At 65.9% G+C, this 14,521-nt stretch carries 13 protein-coding genes; 6 read left to right on the top strand and 7 right to left on the bottom strand.

The genetic code is table 11. From position 1 onward, the window contains the following. From LVJ94_12700 to LVJ94_12685, 4 genes are all read left to right on the top strand, one after another. Positions 1 to 675 (top strand): alkylmercury lyase family protein, encoded by a 675-nt coding sequence (locus tag LVJ94_12700; GenBank protein WXB08088.1) that lies wholly within the window; start codon positions 1 to 3, stop codon positions 673 to 675. Positions 676 to 916: 241 nt separating this feature from the next. Beyond that, on the top strand, positions 917 to 3,154 hold the full coding sequence (gene vgrG, locus LVJ94_12695) for a type VI secretion system tip protein VgrG (protein ID WXB08087.1): 2,238 nt from the start codon (positions 917 to 919) through the stop codon (positions 3,152 to 3,154). Positions 3,155 to 3,156: 2 nt separating this feature from the next. Continuing rightward, the gene (locus LVJ94_12690) at positions 3,157 to 4,434 is read left to right on the top strand and encodes a tetratricopeptide repeat protein (GenBank protein ID WXB08086.1); all 1,278 of its coding nucleotides are present in this window, start codon (positions 3,157 to 3,159) and stop codon (positions 4,432 to 4,434) included. Beyond that, the gene (locus LVJ94_12685) at positions 4,431 to 5,432 is read left to right on the top strand and encodes a PAAR domain-containing protein (protein WXB08085.1); all 1,002 of its coding nucleotides are present in this window, start codon (positions 4,431 to 4,433) and stop codon (positions 5,430 to 5,432) included. Before LVJ94_12690 ends, LVJ94_12685 begins: the two co-directional genes overlap by 4 nt. Before the next feature lie 13 nt (positions 5,433 to 5,445). Here the strand turns inward: LVJ94_12685 and LVJ94_12680 are convergent, their stop codons facing one another. From LVJ94_12680 to LVJ94_12665, 4 genes are all read right to left on the bottom strand, one after another. Then, the gene (locus LVJ94_12680; GenBank protein ID WXB08084.1) at positions 5,446 to 6,000 is read right to left on the bottom strand and encodes a hypothetical protein; all 555 of its coding nucleotides are present in this window, start codon (positions 5,998 to 6,000) and stop codon (positions 5,446 to 5,448) included. Positions 6,001 to 6,067: 67 nt separating this feature from the next. After that, positions 6,068 to 6,880, bottom strand: a complete 813-nt coding sequence (locus tag LVJ94_12675; GenBank protein WXB08083.1) for an alpha/beta hydrolase — start codon at positions 6,878 to 6,880, stop codon at positions 6,068 to 6,070. 19 nt (positions 6,881 to 6,899) lie between these two features. Continuing rightward, positions 6,900 to 9,245, bottom strand: a complete 2,346-nt coding sequence (gene tadA / locus LVJ94_12670; protein ID WXB08082.1) for a Flp pilus assembly complex ATPase component TadA — start codon at positions 9,243 to 9,245, stop codon at positions 6,900 to 6,902. 145 nt (positions 9,246 to 9,390) lie between these two features. After that, entirely contained in the window at positions 9,391 to 9,573 is a 183-nt protein-coding gene (locus LVJ94_12665; protein WXB08081.1) for a hypothetical protein, read from the bottom strand. A 233-nt stretch (positions 9,574 to 9,806) separates the two neighbouring features. Here LVJ94_12665 and LVJ94_12660 point away from each other — a divergent pair, with 233 nt between their 5' ends. After that, positions 9,807 to 11,279: a hypothetical protein gene (locus tag LVJ94_12660; GenBank protein ID WXB08080.1), complete on the top strand. Its 1,473-nt coding sequence runs from the start codon at positions 9,807 to 9,809 to the stop codon at positions 11,277 to 11,279. On the opposite strand, the gene LVJ94_12655 is transcribed toward LVJ94_12660, so the two are convergent. Beyond that, positions 11,276 to 12,289 carry a matrixin family metalloprotease gene (locus tag LVJ94_12655; protein ID WXB08079.1) on the bottom strand — a complete coding sequence of 338 codons (1,014 nt, stop codon included), beginning with the start codon at positions 12,287 to 12,289 and terminating at the stop codon, positions 11,276 to 11,278. The genes LVJ94_12660 and LVJ94_12655 overlap by 4 nt on opposite strands. Positions 12,290 to 12,382: 93 nt before the next feature. Here LVJ94_12655 and LVJ94_12650 point away from each other — a divergent pair, with 93 nt between their 5' ends. Further along, a complete protein-coding gene (locus LVJ94_12650; GenBank protein WXB08078.1) occupies positions 12,383 to 12,946 on the top strand; it encodes a YbhB/YbcL family Raf kinase inhibitor-like protein in 564 nt (187 codons plus the stop codon). 46 nt (positions 12,947 to 12,992) lie between these two features. Here LVJ94_12650 and LVJ94_12645 read toward each other — a convergent pair whose 3' ends face one another. Then, positions 12,993 to 13,787: a peptidylprolyl isomerase gene (locus LVJ94_12645; protein WXB08077.1), complete on the bottom strand. Its 795-nt coding sequence runs from the start codon at positions 13,785 to 13,787 to the stop codon at positions 12,993 to 12,995. A gap of 29 nt (positions 13,788 to 13,816) precedes the next feature. Beyond that, on the bottom strand, positions 13,817 to 14,446 hold the full coding sequence (locus LVJ94_12640) for a DUF192 domain-containing protein (GenBank protein ID WXB08076.1): 630 nt from the start codon (positions 14,444 to 14,446) through the stop codon (positions 13,817 to 13,819). Between the last annotated feature and the right edge of the window lie 75 nt (positions 14,447 to 14,521).

Below are 14,521 nucleotides of genomic sequence, written 5' to 3'. Positions count from 1 at the left end.
ATGGAAAGCCTCGTTCATCACCTCGTCATCGACTCGTTCGTCCGCCGCGGGCATCCACCCACGGTCGATGAAATGGCCGCGGCCCTGAACATTCCGCGCGAGCGCGCCGCCGAAGCGCTCCGGCGCCTGCACGACGGGCACGGACTGGTGCTCCATCCGGGATCGCTCGAGGTTTGGCTCGCGCATCCCTTTTCGGCCTCGCCCACCGCCGTGTGGGTCGCCGCCGACGATGCGCGCGGCTGGTGGGCTCCATGCATGTGGTGCGCATTCGGCATCACCGTGTTGACCGCGCCCAATGCGACCATTCACGTGCGCCTCGGCGGGGAAAACGAGCCGGCCGACATTCGACTTCGCGACGGTGCGGTCGTGTCCGATCACGTCGTGCACTTCGCATTGCCACCGCGCGATGCATGGGCCAACGTCGTCCACTTTTGCTCCACCGTCCTCCCCTTTCGCTCCGCGGACGACGTGGCCCGCTGGTGCGAGCGCCACCGCCTTCCCCAAGGAGCGATCGTCTCGGCGGAGCGCACACTCGACTTGGCGCGTGCCTGGTACGGGCACCACCTCGATCGCGACTGGCGCAAGTGGACCTTGCACGAAGCGCAGGGCATCTTCGAGGGTGCAGGGCTCACCGGCGAGTTCTTTCGCCTTCCCGTCACGGACGGTACCTTTTGATGGGTCGTCCCGGTTCGGCAGCTCTTACCATCGAACGGCGGCAGCGGAACAGATCCGGCGGGACCGGCACCCTCGTCCGTCTCTCGCGCAAGGATCGCCGAGCGTGATGGCGATCCTGCTCTCTGCACCGAACAACGCGCCGGTCTCGCCGGTTTCATCCCGCTGCCGCGGTCCACGCACGAGCATAACTCGAAAGTCGATACGCTTCATTGCAAGTTGCCTTAGGGGGACCTTCTGAGAAATGGCCAATGCACTGTCGTCGATATTCGGGGGCTCGGTCGACGAGCTGTCGTTCAAGGTCAAGGCCGGAGAGCACGACGAGACGAAGCTGGTCGTGGCCAGCTTCAGCGCCCACGAGACGCTCTCGGCGTTGTTTCGCTGGGATGTCGACGTGGTCATCGACCCCGACGTCGTTCCATCGCTCGATGAAACGGTGGGGCTCGATGCGGAGTTTCGAATACTGCGCAACGACGAAGTACAGCGCGTCGTGCGCGGCATCGTCGGCGAGGTGATTCCGCACGGGACCGGGGAGCGCCAGCGGCTGGTGACCCTGGGCATCGTGCCCAAATTGGCCGAACTGCAATACACGTCGGACTCGCGCATCTTCCAGGATTTGCCGGTGCACGAAATCGTGGCGGCGCTGGTCAAGCCGCACGATATCGAATTGGAGTGGCGCGTCGATCGCCGGCCGGATCCGCGCCCTTACCGCGTCCAGAAGGACGAGACGGATTACGAATTTTTCTGCCGCATTCTGGCCGACGCGGGCATCCATTTTCACTTTTTCGCCGATGCGGATCATACGAAGTTGGTCATGGTCAACAACCCGAGTGGGTATACGCCCATCGACGGGGAGGAAACGCTGCCCTACCGCGAAACCGGTGGCGCCGTGACGACGGATCACGTCGGCAACGTATCGCGGGCGCGGGCCATTCGCCCCGGTGCGGCGGTGATGCGTGATTACGACTTCAAGCGGTCGCGGGCCGATTTGACGGCACGCTCGGAGGTCGATGGGCCGCACAATGCGGAGAATGCGCCCAAGCGCGAGCTCTTCCTCTTTCCGGGCGATTACACGGATGCCGCCGAAGCAGGGAAAACGCTGGCCGCGCGCCGCATGCAAGAAGCTCGCTCCGATTCGCTTCTTTTCCAAGGCAACAGTTCGTGCGTGCGGCTCCAGGTGGGGCGCAAGTTCACCCTGGCCGATCACCCGGACGAGACGTTCAACCAGGAACTCGTGATGACCGGTTTGCGCATGCGCGGCCAGCGCTCGGGCATTCTGGCCGAGACGGGACAAGGCGGCACCGGCCCGGGTTTCACGACGACGTTCTACGGGGCGCCGAGCAAGGCACGGCTGCAGCCCGCGCGTCCGAAGCAACCTTACGCCCCCTCGGAGTCCGCGCGGGTGGTGGGCCCGGAGAAAGGGACGCCGTTCGTCGACGAATTCGGGCGCGTGAAAGTGCAATTCCATTGGGATCGCGAGGGCAAATGGGACGAGAAGAGCTCGTGCTGGCTCCGCGTGATGACCCCCGCGGCCGCGGCCGATCGCGGCATTTGGTTTCCGCCGCGCGTCGGGGACGAAGTCGTCGTGCACTATTTGAATGGCGACATCGACCGACCTTACGTGGCCGGGGCCATTTACAATGCCCAGGAGCCACAGCCCAATGCCCTTCCGGCGGATGCATCGAAGAGCACCATCAAGACGTTGACCATCCCCGGCGGAAAGGGATTCAACGAGCTCACCTTCCAGGACCGCGCCGGCCAGGAGGAGATCTTCTTGCACGCGCAAAAGGACCGTAAGACGGTGGTGTTGCACAACCACTCGGAAACGGTGGGGGCGAATCAGACGTCGACGGTGGGGGCCAATCAAAGCATCACCGTGGGGGCGAACCGCACGGTGACCGTGGGGGCCAACGAGACCATCACGGTGACGGCCGTGCGAACGGAAACGGTGAAGAGCACGGAAAGCGTCACGGTGAACAAGGGGCGCGTGCACAACGTGCTCGAGGGCAATGACATTTTGAATCTGCCCACGGGCGATCACACTGTGAATGTGACGACGGGCAATCTGACGCACAACGTTTGCCTCACGGAAAAGACCGAGGCCAAGGACATTGCCCAACATGCCACCAACAAAGTGTCTTCGATTGGCGATACCACCGTGTACCTCGAACAGGGCGCTGCGAAGTACACGATGGAAGGGGCGACCATCGTTCTGACGTGTCCCTCGGGTTCCGTCAGCCTGAAGGAGAACAAGATTACCATCGATGCGGTGGACGAAATCGTTCTGCAATGCGGGCAGTCGTCCATTTCATTGAAGAACGACGGCACCATCGCCGTCACGGGCAGCAAGCAGGTGACCGTGTCGTCGGCATCGAGTGCGCTGTCCGTGGAGCCGGCGAAGGCGTCGCTCAATGGGCCGATGACCGACATTGCCGCCAAGGCCATTCTCAAGGTCAATGGCGCTTTGGTGAAGATCAATTAGCCATGCGCGCGCTCGAAGATCTGATGGTGCGCCTTCGCACCTTCGTGACCGACGAGGACGACAAGGTGCTGCTGGTCGTCGAGGTGAACGATGCTTCGAGTGGACTGGTGGTCAAATCGCTCGACATTTTGGACGAGGAGCTCGACGACGCGGTCTGGCTCTTCGTCGATGACTGCACCACGCCCTGGGAATTCGTCGATCGGGTCGCGTATCGCATTTACGAAAAGCGGGAATTGGCCAACGCGGCACTGGCCAAAGAGAACGAGCCGCCGTGGCCTCCCCTCCCCCGTGAGGCGTCGGATCGAACGATGCCGCACGTGGCGCGCATGCGCGCGCTCATGGCGTATCTGCGCGATCTGTCGCCGAACCTCGACGAGGTGAAGCTGGTGTGCGCCCTCTTTCCGGCGACCATCGCGGATCCCGCCGGGTACCGCGCGTTCGTGGTGGAGCTCATGGCGCATTCGTTCCCATTGCCGTGGTGCCATCACATGCGAATCATCCTGCGCGACGACAGCGCGCGGCCCGCCCTGAGCGATGCGGCGGACGTGCTGCGCGGAAGCGCGAGGTACACGCCGGATCTCACGATGGAGGACATGGAGAAAGCCGTGGAGGAGCAGGCCGCCGACGAGAATCGGTCCCTCGACGAGCGCATGCAGGCCTTGGTGACGTTGGCCGCGCTCGATCATGCCCACAAGCGATTTTCGGACGCGCTCGAGAAGTACGAGCTGGCAGGCAGCTATTACCGCGCCACCGGCAAGTTGGCATTGTATGCGCTGACTCTAAACGGCGTGGGCGAGGTCATGGCCCGCGCCGAGCAGCCCGAGGCGGCGCGGCAACATTTCGAGTCGGCGCTCACGCCGGCGGTGCAACGGCTCGCGCAGAAGGACGATCCCGCGCGCGGCGATGCCGTGCCGGTACTGTTGAACATCACGCTGAACCTGGGCAATTTGCATTTGTCGCAGCAGCGTTGGGTGGAAGCCGGCAATTATTACGAAGGGGCCAAAGGCATCGCCCAGGCCATGGCCAATGCGCAGGTGAAGATGCTTTGCCTGGAGAACATCGGCATATGCCATTACATGCTCGGGAGGCACGTCGAAGCCGTCAAGGCGTGGGAGGAAGGGACGGTGCTGGCACGCGGGATGGAGGCCGATGAACCGCTTCGCACGTTGCTTTCGAGGCAGCGCGATGCGTACCACCAGCTCAATCTTTTCGACCGGCGGGATGCCGTCATGGCCGAACTTCGGCAGGTGGAGGCGCGCGCGCCGCAGGGGGTCTCGTGAGCTATTTTTCCGAAACGGTGATGCCCGGGTTGAAGGCCACCGTGCAGGCCAAGATCGAGCCCGCGCAGCAGCAGGCCAAGGCCGCGGCGGCGGCCGTGAAGGGTGGCCCCGCCGTGGGGGCGGCTCCTGCCGCGGCTCCGGGCGAGGCACCTCCGCCCAAGCCACCGGTGAACCCCGTGGCCACGGTGATGGGCGCGGTGGGCGCCGTGCAAGAGGTCATGAGCATGCCCATCGAGTTGATCAACACGGGCGTCGCCATGGTGGCCAACCTCGTGCCGTATCCGTCGTTTCCGGCGGCGACGATGGGCTCGATGTACATTGCGCCACCGCACGCGCACTCGCACCCGCCGAGCCTCATACCGCCCGCACCGCCGGTGCCCCTTCCGAGCATCGGCGCCGTGCTCCTGGGGTGCACGATCAAGTGCCTCATCAACTACATGCCGGCTGCGCGCGCGGGCGACATCGGACTGGCGCTCACCTGTTGCGGCATCATGCCGATGTTCGAGATCAAAACCGGCTCGGCCACGGTGTTCATCGGCGGCGTGCGCGCCGCGCGCATGCTGGACATTGCGGGCGCTTGCATCAAAGCCACGAGCGGCTCGTTCCGCGCCGCCATGAAGGGCATGATCGGCGTCGGCACGGCGCTCGGTGTCGCGGGCATCGCCTCCGACGCCATCGATGCCTCCCAGGAACAAGACGCCGAAATGGCCAAGGCCAGCGCCAGCGCCGCGGCCATCGATGCCGCCGACATGGCCATCGACATGGCCGCTTCCGCCATCTCCGCCTCGATGGGCAGCGATCCGGCCATCCCTCCCCTGCCTGGCCTGCTCCTCACCGGCGCCCCCAATGTCCTCATCGGCGGAATCCCGCTACCGAACATCCCCGATCCCGTTCAATTGCTGCTCAAGAAGCTCAAAAGCAAATTGAAGCGAAAGAAAAAAGAAAACGGGGGCTCCGACGACGACATGCCCGGCGGCTGCCGCTGCCGCCGGGGGTAACGCCGCGACCTCCTCAGTTCGCGCAGGCCGACGGAGGGATGCCGCCGCATGTCGAAATGATGATGCCCTTGCAAGGCTGGGTGACGCACTTGTCGGCGTCGCCGCACTCTGCGTTGGTCTTGCAGATGCGACGGCTTTCGAACGGATTGCTGCACTGGCTCGCGGGCTTGCACTCGGCGGAGACGTCTCCGCCCTTGGCGGTCCCGCAGCACACGTCCCCGCCCTCGGTATCGCAGTCGGGCTGCTCGTCGCAGCCGACCTCGATGCCGCGGCACGCGCCCGCCTCCGGGCTGTTGCACGTCGCGCCGCCGTCCACCAAGCAGCAGTATTGCTCGTCCGTGTTGCAGACCTGATTGCCGCAGACGAGCTCCCCCGGATCCGATGCGCGCGCATCCCGCTCGGTGCGAGCATCCGTCTCGCTGCCGCTATCGTTGTCGACGGTGCTGTCGAGCCCCGCATCGGTGCGCGGCTTGGAGGGCGAGGAATCGTCGCCGCTGCAGGCCACGAAGCTGGTGCTGGCCGCGAGAATGCTCAGGCCAAAAGCTACCGCAAGTCGCGTCACATTCATGGATGTCCTCCCCAGATCGCCAACCGGCCAGTACCCTTGTATCATTTCACAAGAGGTGGCCTCGGCGCTAGCGCAGGGAGGTGAGAAAGCTCTGGATGGCCGCGTTCACGGCCTCGGGCTGCTCGACCGAGGAGCTGTGCCCCGCGCGCGGGATGCGGACGAGGGAGCTGCCCGCAATCGACCGCTGGATGCGCTCGGCCTTGGCCGGGACCGTGGCGGTGTCCTGCTCGCCCACGAGGATCAGCGTGGGGCTCGTGATGCGCGCGATCTCCGCCTCGATGCCTTCGCGCTCGATGACACCGTTGACGGCGCGGTAGATGGTTTGACGGTTGCCGAGGAGCTTCGACCGCCAGATGCGCCGGTCGACCTCGCGCGCAGGGTCCTCCAGGAAGTCGCGGCTGAACATGATGGGCATCACCTTGTTCGCCACGGGGGAGAGGCTCAAGTAGCGCGCGATGGCGTTGAGCATCTTGTACTTGCGGAGGTTCTCGCGAGGCTCGGGTTCCGCGCTCGTCTCGAGCAGGATCATCGACGCGAGCAGATCGGGCCGGCGCGCACCCAGGCGCATGGCCACGAAGCCGCCCATCGACAGGCCGGCGAAGTGGACCTTGCCCAGCTCGAGCGACTCCAACAGGGCGACCGCGTCGTCGTAGACCAGCTCGATGGTGACGATGCGGCTCGGGTGATCGTCGCTGCGGCCCTGGCCGCGGTGGTCGTACGCGATGCAGCGGTAGCCCAGACCGCGAAAGTGCGCGACCTGGGCGGCGAACATTTCGCCCGAAAAGAGCAGCCCGTGGCTGAAGACGATGGTCTGGCCGGTGCTGCCCGGGCCCGTGTCCTCGACGTAGAGCCGCGTACCGTTGACGGGAACGAGGGGCACGGTGCCCTTCCCTTTCTTTTTACGCGCGAGACGCCGCTCGCTTGAAGAGATTCGGGTCGACCTTGACGCCGCGGTTGCCGAACTCCGCCACCACGCGCGGAACGACGCCCGTCGCGTTGAAGGTGCCGTCGCCCCCGTCGGCCGCGGTGAAGATGTCGCGGACGACGACGCCCTTGGCGTCGGAGCCCGCGAATTCGGCGAGGCGCAGCAAACGATGGCGCCCGTCGGCGGTGGGTACGACTTCGACGGCGATGTCGAAGGCTTCGCCCACGATCTCACGGGCTGCGTCCAGGCTGGTGCCCGGCCGCAAGGAGGTGACCTGCGCCACGAGGCGCGAGACACCCTGTCGAAGCGACGGCGCCACGGAGGCGGCGAGAACGCCGCCGGTGCCTTCGGCAATCGCGTCCAAGGTGGCCACGGCCACGTGCCCCGCGAGCTGCGAGACGACGACGCGATCGGGATGGATCTTCGAGGCTACGCGCACCGCTTCTTCACCGCGTGCATGCACGTCGGAAAGAACGATCGACGTGACGTGTGCGTTGGGGACGAAGAACTCGTCCACCTCTTGAAGGACGCAGATGCGCTCGCCGGCGGGGCTCGCCGAGGTGAGCGCGGCCAGGAACGACGAGGCCGCGAGGCTGCTCGGACCGGTCACGAGCACGTTGGCGTGGGCCTGGAGGCAGTTCTCCAGGAAGGTCGCCATCGCACGCGAGAGGCCGCCGAGGCGCACGAAGTCGTCGAGGCTCAGGTCGAGCCGGCGGCGTTTGCGGATGACCAGAGCATGGCTCGAGGACGCGGGTGGCACGAGCGCGATCATGTTGGCGACGCGCGACAGGCGACGCTCGATGACGCTTTCCCCCGGACGCGGCGGATCGTCGGACTTTTGCACGAGGCGCCACACGATGCGCCGGAGCGCTTCGTCGCTGGTGAGCGGCACGTCCGACGCGGCGAAGGTGCCCCCGCGCACGGCGAGGACGTGGTCGTACCGCAGGCAGTGGATCTCGCTGACGTCGTCGTCGTCGAGCAAGGTGCCGACGGGCCCGAAGCCCGTGAGCTCGGCCATGGCATCGCCGACCAACGTATCGGCGTCGAGCCCTTCGGGGATTTCCCCGTCGCTCTGCATCGCGGTGGCTTGCTCGCGCGCGGTGCGGCCCAATCGATCGACGACCTGCTCGTCAACGAAGATGGACGCATTGAGCGCGCTCAAGTCGGTCGCATCGGCGATGCGATCGATGAGCGTCACGAGGGCGAGGCGCTTGGCGGCTTGCGCAGGCGTTTCACGCGGCGGAAGCCGCGAGGGAACTCCGCTCCCAGGGCCGGACGGCCGCGGCAGCGGCACCTGCTGGCCAGGGCTGGCCGGGCCGCCTCCCGCGGGCGTGCGCGCGAGACCTTGGCTCGGCGTGGAAGGAAGGGGCGCGGTTCCCGGTCCCGGAGCACGGGCTTGAACCGATGCGGGCGCGCCAGGCGCCGGGGCCGGCGCACCGGCCGAGGCCAGCGTGTTCGGCAGCCGAGCAGGCGCGGGAAAGCGCGCAATTGCAGGAGCGCTCGCGGCCGCTTGCGCGACCGCGCCACCACCGGCCGAAGGCGGCGGCGCCGGAATAGGAGCCATCGGTGCGGCGCCCGGGAATGGCGGCGCTCCCGCGGCCGGAGGAGCCGTGGCCAGCCCCGGCGGGGGTGCACCGAGACCAGGAGGCGGAGGCACCGCGGCCGGCTCGTTGTCGCGCGGAAGCGCGTCGAACGGCGAGTGGCCCAGCGGCGAAAGGCCGGGCGGCGGAGGTGGCGCACCGAGACCAGGAGGCGGAGGCGCACCGAGACCGGGCGGCGGCGGCGCGCCCATACCGGGAGCCGGCGACAACCCCAAGCCGGGCGGCGGCGGCGGAGGCGAGGCCCCGAGCCCCGGAGGAGCCGATGCATCGAGTGGCGGGAAGGCTCCACCCGGCCCCGGCATCGACGTATCGGCCGGGAGCGGCGGCATCCCCGCGGGACGACCGCCCGCGTTGTTGCCGGGCCCCGTACGCTGAAGGCTGCGACCGTCGTCGGGCGCACCACCGGTGCCATCGGCTGCGAGGGCCTCTTCGGAGGTGATCAGGCGAAGAACGAAGTCGCCGATGTAAATCTTGTCGCCCTCGCGGACGATGGTGGCTTGGGCAATTTTGCGCCCGTTGACGTACGTGCCGTTCGTACTCTTGAGGTCCGTAACGATGAACCGACCATCGCGATAAAGCAGCCGCGCATGATGCTTGGAGACGTTCCCCTTGGGGAGCATGAGATCGTTGCCCTGCACGCGGCCGACGTTGATCTCATTCTTGTCGAAGGTCTCCTTACGCTCGGAGCCTCCTTTTTCGCTGATCACGATCGAGAACATTGTCCCTCGGAAGAAGACACCGAATGCGGCGGCCCAATGAACCCGTAGGTTAGACCGCGTTCGAACGCTTCAACGCCGCATTCTCGGGGTGTGTTGCCAGCGTGTCAATTCTCCGACAGCGACCGAGCGCGCGGTCACACGGGCATCACGGCTTTTGAGGGGCTTTTTTCACGTCGCTCGCCACCATGCCGACCAACTCGCCGGCGAGGGCGATCACATCGCGCTCGGCGTAGCCGCTCGCGCGAAGCTCTCGGTAAATCGTCTTGGCCAGAATCGCGATGGCGCGCGCGTCGCGTGCGCCGTGGGTCTCGTCGAAGGGAAGTGCCATTCTCGTCCTGGACCTTTTTGCAGCCGCTCCAAAGCCGGCTTGTTGGGGTGCGGTCTACAAGGAACGTGCCACCTACCCCCACGCCGAAGGAGCGAACGGAGCGCGGACAAACGCGCACTTTGTCGAATGAATCCGCGGAGGATTGCGTACGTAGGTGCACGGCCCCGCTAACTTACATGCGAAGCAGCTTACGCGTCGGGAGCCCTAGCGGCTGTAGTACGGTCCGTCGCGCGATGAGCGAGACGGAGATCCAAGAGGAGACGCAAACCGAGCACCCTTCAAGCACGGCCACGACCAGCACGACGAGCGAGAAGGAGCGCGAGAGCGAGAGCACCCTTCCGCGGTGGCTCCGTCCCGGCACGCGGGCGCGCCGGCGCATCGTGGCGCTCGGCATCTACCTCGCCTGCGTGGTGGTCTTCGCCATCGTCGCGGGCAAGCAGCGCATCGCAGAGCACACGCCCTTCAACCACTACGCGCTCGTGGCCAACGCGTGGCTTCACGGCCGTCAGGATCTGCCGGGGGGCGCGCCGCACTACGCGCAGGGCAACGACTTCGCCGAGTTCGAAGGAAAGACGTACATCTCCTTTCCGCCCTTCCCTGCCGTGCTCATGCTGCCGTTCGTGGCCATCGCGGGTTCGCCCGAGGCCTTTCGCGATGGGCAGTTCATCATCTGGCTCGCGGGCATCGGGCCGGCGCTGCTCTTTCTCATCTTGGAAAAGCTGCGCGATCAGGGGCGGTCGGAGTGGGGCGAAACGTTCAACGCCACGCTCGCGCTGCTCTTCGCCTTCGGCACGGTCTACTTTTTCACGGCGGTGCAAGGCACGGTGTGGTTCGCAGCGCACGTCGTCGGCGTGGGGCTCGCCGCCGCGTACATGTTGGTGGCCATCGATGCGAAGCGCCCATGGCTCGCGGGCCTCCTCTGCGCCTGCGGCTGGGCCACACGTCCGACCCTTTTGCTGACGTCGATCTTCTTTGCACTCGAAGCGGTGCGCGTCTCGTGCGAGGCCAAGGGTGGCCTGCCCGCGGAGGGCACCTTCGTCGAACGGGCGCGCGAGACGTTGCGTCGGCTCGACGCCGGCGCCTTTCTGCGCAAGTGCATTCCCTTCGCGATCCCTATTCTGGGGGCCTTCGCGATCCTGAGCTGGATGAACAGCACGCGCTTTCACACGGCGAGTCCATTTGCGGGGCACGAGTTCCTCGGCATCCGGTGGCGTCCGCGCATCGATAAATGGGGCCTCTTCGGATACCATTATTTGGCAAAGAACCTGGGCATCATGCTGACGAGCCTCCCCTGGTTCCCGCCGGCGGGCACGCGCCCGCACGGAGCGCCGCCATTTCAGATCAATTTGCATGGGCTGGCGCTTTGGTTCACCACGCCGCTCTATTTTTGGCTCTTTCGGCCCAAGAAGGCCACGTGGCTCTATGGCTCTCTGGCCGTGACCGCCGTGGTCTGCGCATTGATGAATGCCCTTTATCAAAATAGCGGCTGGCTCCAATTCGGATATCGCTTTTCCAACGACTACGCGATTCTCCTGTTCATCATGCTCGCCTTGAGCGGGCGCAAGCCGGGGTTGGCGTTCCAAGTCGCGGCCATCTGGGGCATCGCGTGGAATCTCTTCGGCGCGATGACCTTCGACCGGGGCGGCCCGGCGGCGCAGTACTACTTCGCCGAGGGCACGCAATCCGTGGTGTACCAACCGGACTAGGCGCGTCGGGGGGCTCGGCGGCGCGTGACGACGAGGCCCACTGCCAGGAACGACGCCATCGCTACCGCGAAGCTTGCCGAGCGATCGTCCTGCGAGGCTGTCTCCGGCGAGTCCGACCCGGCGCGGGAGAACGAAGAGAACGAGGACACGGCGCAGCCTTTGGAGGATTCGCCGCCGCACTCCAAGGTGTAGCCGCCCGCCGGCGTGGGATCGCAGGCGAGGGCCTCCACCGGAGGGTCGCTGTTGCCGCGTTGGCCGTTGGGGAGGTACGAACCGCAGATGCCCGAGACGTCGTCCGGGGTGAGGTTGCGCATGTGCGTGGAGCCGGGACGGTACTGCGCGTACATCGTGGCGTGGTCATCGAGGGAGTGCGCCAGGCCGAGAAAGTGTCCTGCCTCGTGCGTGACGATGCTCGCGAGATCGTAACCGGCGGGCGGAATGGGATCGCGCACCGTCAGCGTTTGCTGTGCGGTGTTGAGCTCCATGTCCGCATCGAGGATCTCGCCGGTCTGCGGGTTGTACTGCACGCTGGTCAGCCCCAGCGTGTTGTTCGAGTCGACGTGGTTCCACTCGCCATCGCGAAAAACGATGACATGTTGATTCGGGCCGTTGTCGTTGAACTTCACGGTGCCGCAGTTGACCGGGCCGAGGTAGCGCACGTCGATGCTCACGCGCGAGGGACCGACGCCATCGGTGGGGCAGCTCGTGCCCGTCCATTTGTTGAACGCGGTAATGAGCGCCTGCTCGGCGTCGTTCAGGGATACTTGGTTGCTCGCATCCTTTTGCAGGCTGAATCCGACGCATGCGTTCTTCCAGTAGAGCGGCTTGCCGTAGGGGCAACACGAGCCCTCCACCGCCGCATTCCACGAGTCGCACTTGTTCCCTTTGACCGTCGGATCGCTCGGGTCGCGCCCGGTCATCGTTCGGCAGAACGCATCGGCGCGCGAGGCCGAGGTCACGATGGGGCCGGCGAGCGCGACGCTCACCAGGAACGTTGAGAGCCTCTGCATGTGTCCGCGATCGTACTCGGCCGAGCTGGAAGCATCGCTCTTATTTTTTTTCAAGATGTCGATGCGCGGAAGGACGGGTGCACACTGAGCGACATGCGTTACTTCTCATCGAACCTCGCCATCCTGCTCGCGGCAGCGTGCAGCACGATGGCCTGCAAATCGGTAGGAGGCCTCGCTCCGACCCCGGCCCCGGGCGTCACGGTCGCCACCATTGCGGTCACCAGTCAGGCCTTTACGGAAGGCGGTCCCATCCCCGTTGATGCCGGGTGTGATGGGAAAGACGTCTTCCCCGGCTTGATCTGGAGCGCCCCGCCCCCCGGCACGCGCTCCCTCTCGCTCATCGTCGACGATCCCGATGCGCCCGCGGGAACGTTCACGCACTTCATTGCCTTCAATCTTCCGCCCGAGTTGCGCGCCCTCCGCGAGGGTGCCGATCCCGTCAAGGAAGGGGGCCGCATCGGCCGCAACGACTTCGATACCCTACGCTACAACGGGCCCTGCCCGCCCAAGAGCACGGAGCACCATTACCGCTTTACGCTCTACGCACTGGATACTGCCCTCAACGCGAAAGACGGCACGCAGAGTGCCGACGTCATGAAGGCGATGAATGGGCATCTGCTTGGGCAGGGCACGCTTACTGGAAGATTTGGGCACTGAGAGAGGAAGAAGATCGAGCCCGTGCCCGTGCCCGATCCTCTCTCTCTTACTTCGCCGCGTCCTTGGCGCCGGCTTTGCCCGGCTTCTCACGCGCGACCTTGACGCTCTTGATCGTCACCGGGGTCTCCGGCGATTCGCCGCGGACCTTGACGCCGGCGATCTTGTGGATCGTGTCGACCGGCGAGCACTCGCCGAAAATCGTGTAGCTCACGTCGAGGTGCGCGGCTGCAGCGTCGGTGATGAAGAACTGCGCGCCGTTCGTGTTCGGACCGCGGTTGGCCATGCAGAGAAGGCCCGCGCGATCGTGCTTGCCGCCCGCCCACTTCTCGTCGGGGATGACGTAGCCCGGCTCGCCGCTGCCGTTGCCCTTGGCGTCACCGCCCTGGATCATGAAGCCCTTGATGATGCGGTGGAACGTCGTCCCGTCGTAGGCGGGGCGGTTGACCCAGGCTCCCTTCGGGTCCTGCCAGGTGCGCGCGCCCGTGGCGAGGCCGACGAAGTTGGCCACCGTCGTGGGGGCTTTGTCCTCGAGCAGCTTGCATTTGAGCTCGCCCTCGCTCGTGTCCATCGTCGCGATGAGGGCGCCCGTACCCGGAATATCCTTGGTGGCATCCGCGAGGGTGAACTTGCCCTCCAGCGGATCGCCCGCCTTGGCGGCGGCCGGTGGCTTCGACCCGAGCCCCGAGTTCAGCTCGGCGCCGCTCGCGGCCGTGGCGGGGGCCGCCGCGGCCGGATCTTTTTTCGTTTCGACCTCGGGCTGCGTGCGGCTACAGCCGGCCAGCGCAACGGCGAGAACGGCGGCGGACGATACAGCTCGAACGGAGAGGGTAAGGGAGATCATCGAGTTCATCGTCTTAGAACAAGGAAGCCTCAGTGGGGAAGCTTCATGCTCTGCCCGGCCCGCACCCCGTGGCGGCGGCACCAGCCGGCGTTCATCTCGAGCACCCAACCCGAAGGGCAACCCACCGTGCGCTCGGCGTCGTTCAACGTCGGAACGTTCTCCAGAATCCCGACGATCAGCCCGTCGGTGTCGATGAAGAGCATGTCCAGCGGGATGCAGGTGTTGCGCATCCAGAACGAGTGCTCCCGGCGCGGGGGCCCCAGATCGAAGATCATCCCCTGCTCTTCCGGCATTTGCGTGCGGTACATCAACCCCCGCTCGGTCTCGGACGCCGTCTTCGCCAGCTCTGCCTTGAACGGCACCGGCCCTCGCCCGGTTTCGATCGATAGGTCGACCATCGAGAGCGTGTTCGGGCTGGGATCCTTCGGGCAACGGCCTGCGGGCGCAGGCGCTGCCGCGGGCGGGGGTGTCACAGGTGTGGCCAAAATGCAGCGCGCGGGCTGCTCGCTCGGGCCGGCTGAAACAGCCTGCGCGGGCGCCGCAGGGCTCGACGACGCAGCCGAAGTGGACGTCGGCTCCGGAGGGGTACGGGTGCAGGCGCTAGCTACGATCAGCGGGGAAAACACGCCGACTGCCGCAGAACGAAGGAACCGTTTCATGGTCGTGCGCGCGACACTAACAGAACGCAGCGCACAAAAAGAAAACGGCACCACATAGGGGGCCCGGGGGGGGAG

The organism is Sorangiineae bacterium MSr11367 (genome assembly GCA_037157805.1).
In the GTDB taxonomy this organism is placed as follows: domain Bacteria; phylum Myxococcota_A; class Polyangia; order Polyangiales; family Polyangiaceae; genus Pendulispora; species Pendulispora rubella.
This window is presented reverse-complemented; position numbering and strand designations above follow the sequence as displayed.

Excerpts from the sequence above, each read along its gene's own strand:
- LVJ94_12700 (WXB08088.1), top strand. The coding sequence starts at position 1 with ATGGAAAGCCTCGTTCATCACCTCGTCATCGACTCGTTCGTCCGCCGC.
- vgrG (WXB08087.1), top strand. The coding sequence starts at position 917 with ATGGCCAATGCACTGTCGTCGATATTCGGGGGCTCGGTCGACGAGCTG.
- LVJ94_12690 (WXB08086.1), top strand. The coding sequence starts at position 3,157 with ATGCGCGCGCTCGAAGATCTGATGGTGCGCCTTCGCACCTTCGTGACC.
- LVJ94_12680 (WXB08084.1), bottom strand. The coding sequence starts at position 6,000 with ATGAATGTGACGCGACTTGCGGTAGCTTTTGGCCTGAGCATTCTCGCG.
- tadA (WXB08082.1), bottom strand. The coding sequence starts at position 9,245 with ATGTTCTCGATCGTGATCAGCGAAAAAGGAGGCTCCGAGCGTAAGGAG.
- LVJ94_12665 (WXB08081.1), bottom strand. The coding sequence starts at position 9,573 with ATGGCACTTCCCTTCGACGAGACCCACGGCGCACGCGACGCGCGCGCC.
- LVJ94_12660 (WXB08080.1), top strand. The coding sequence starts at position 9,807 with ATGAGCGAGACGGAGATCCAAGAGGAGACGCAAACCGAGCACCCTTCA.
- LVJ94_12655 (WXB08079.1), bottom strand. The coding sequence starts at position 12,289 with ATGCAGAGGCTCTCAACGTTCCTGGTGAGCGTCGCGCTCGCCGGCCCC.
- LVJ94_12650 (WXB08078.1), top strand. The coding sequence starts at position 12,383 with ATGCGTTACTTCTCATCGAACCTCGCCATCCTGCTCGCGGCAGCGTGC.
- LVJ94_12645 (WXB08077.1), bottom strand. The coding sequence starts at position 13,787 with ATGATCTCCCTTACCCTCTCCGTTCGAGCTGTATCGTCCGCCGCCGTT.
- LVJ94_12640 (WXB08076.1), bottom strand. The coding sequence starts at position 14,446 with ATGAAACGGTTCCTTCGTTCTGCGGCAGTCGGCGTGTTTTCCCCGCTG.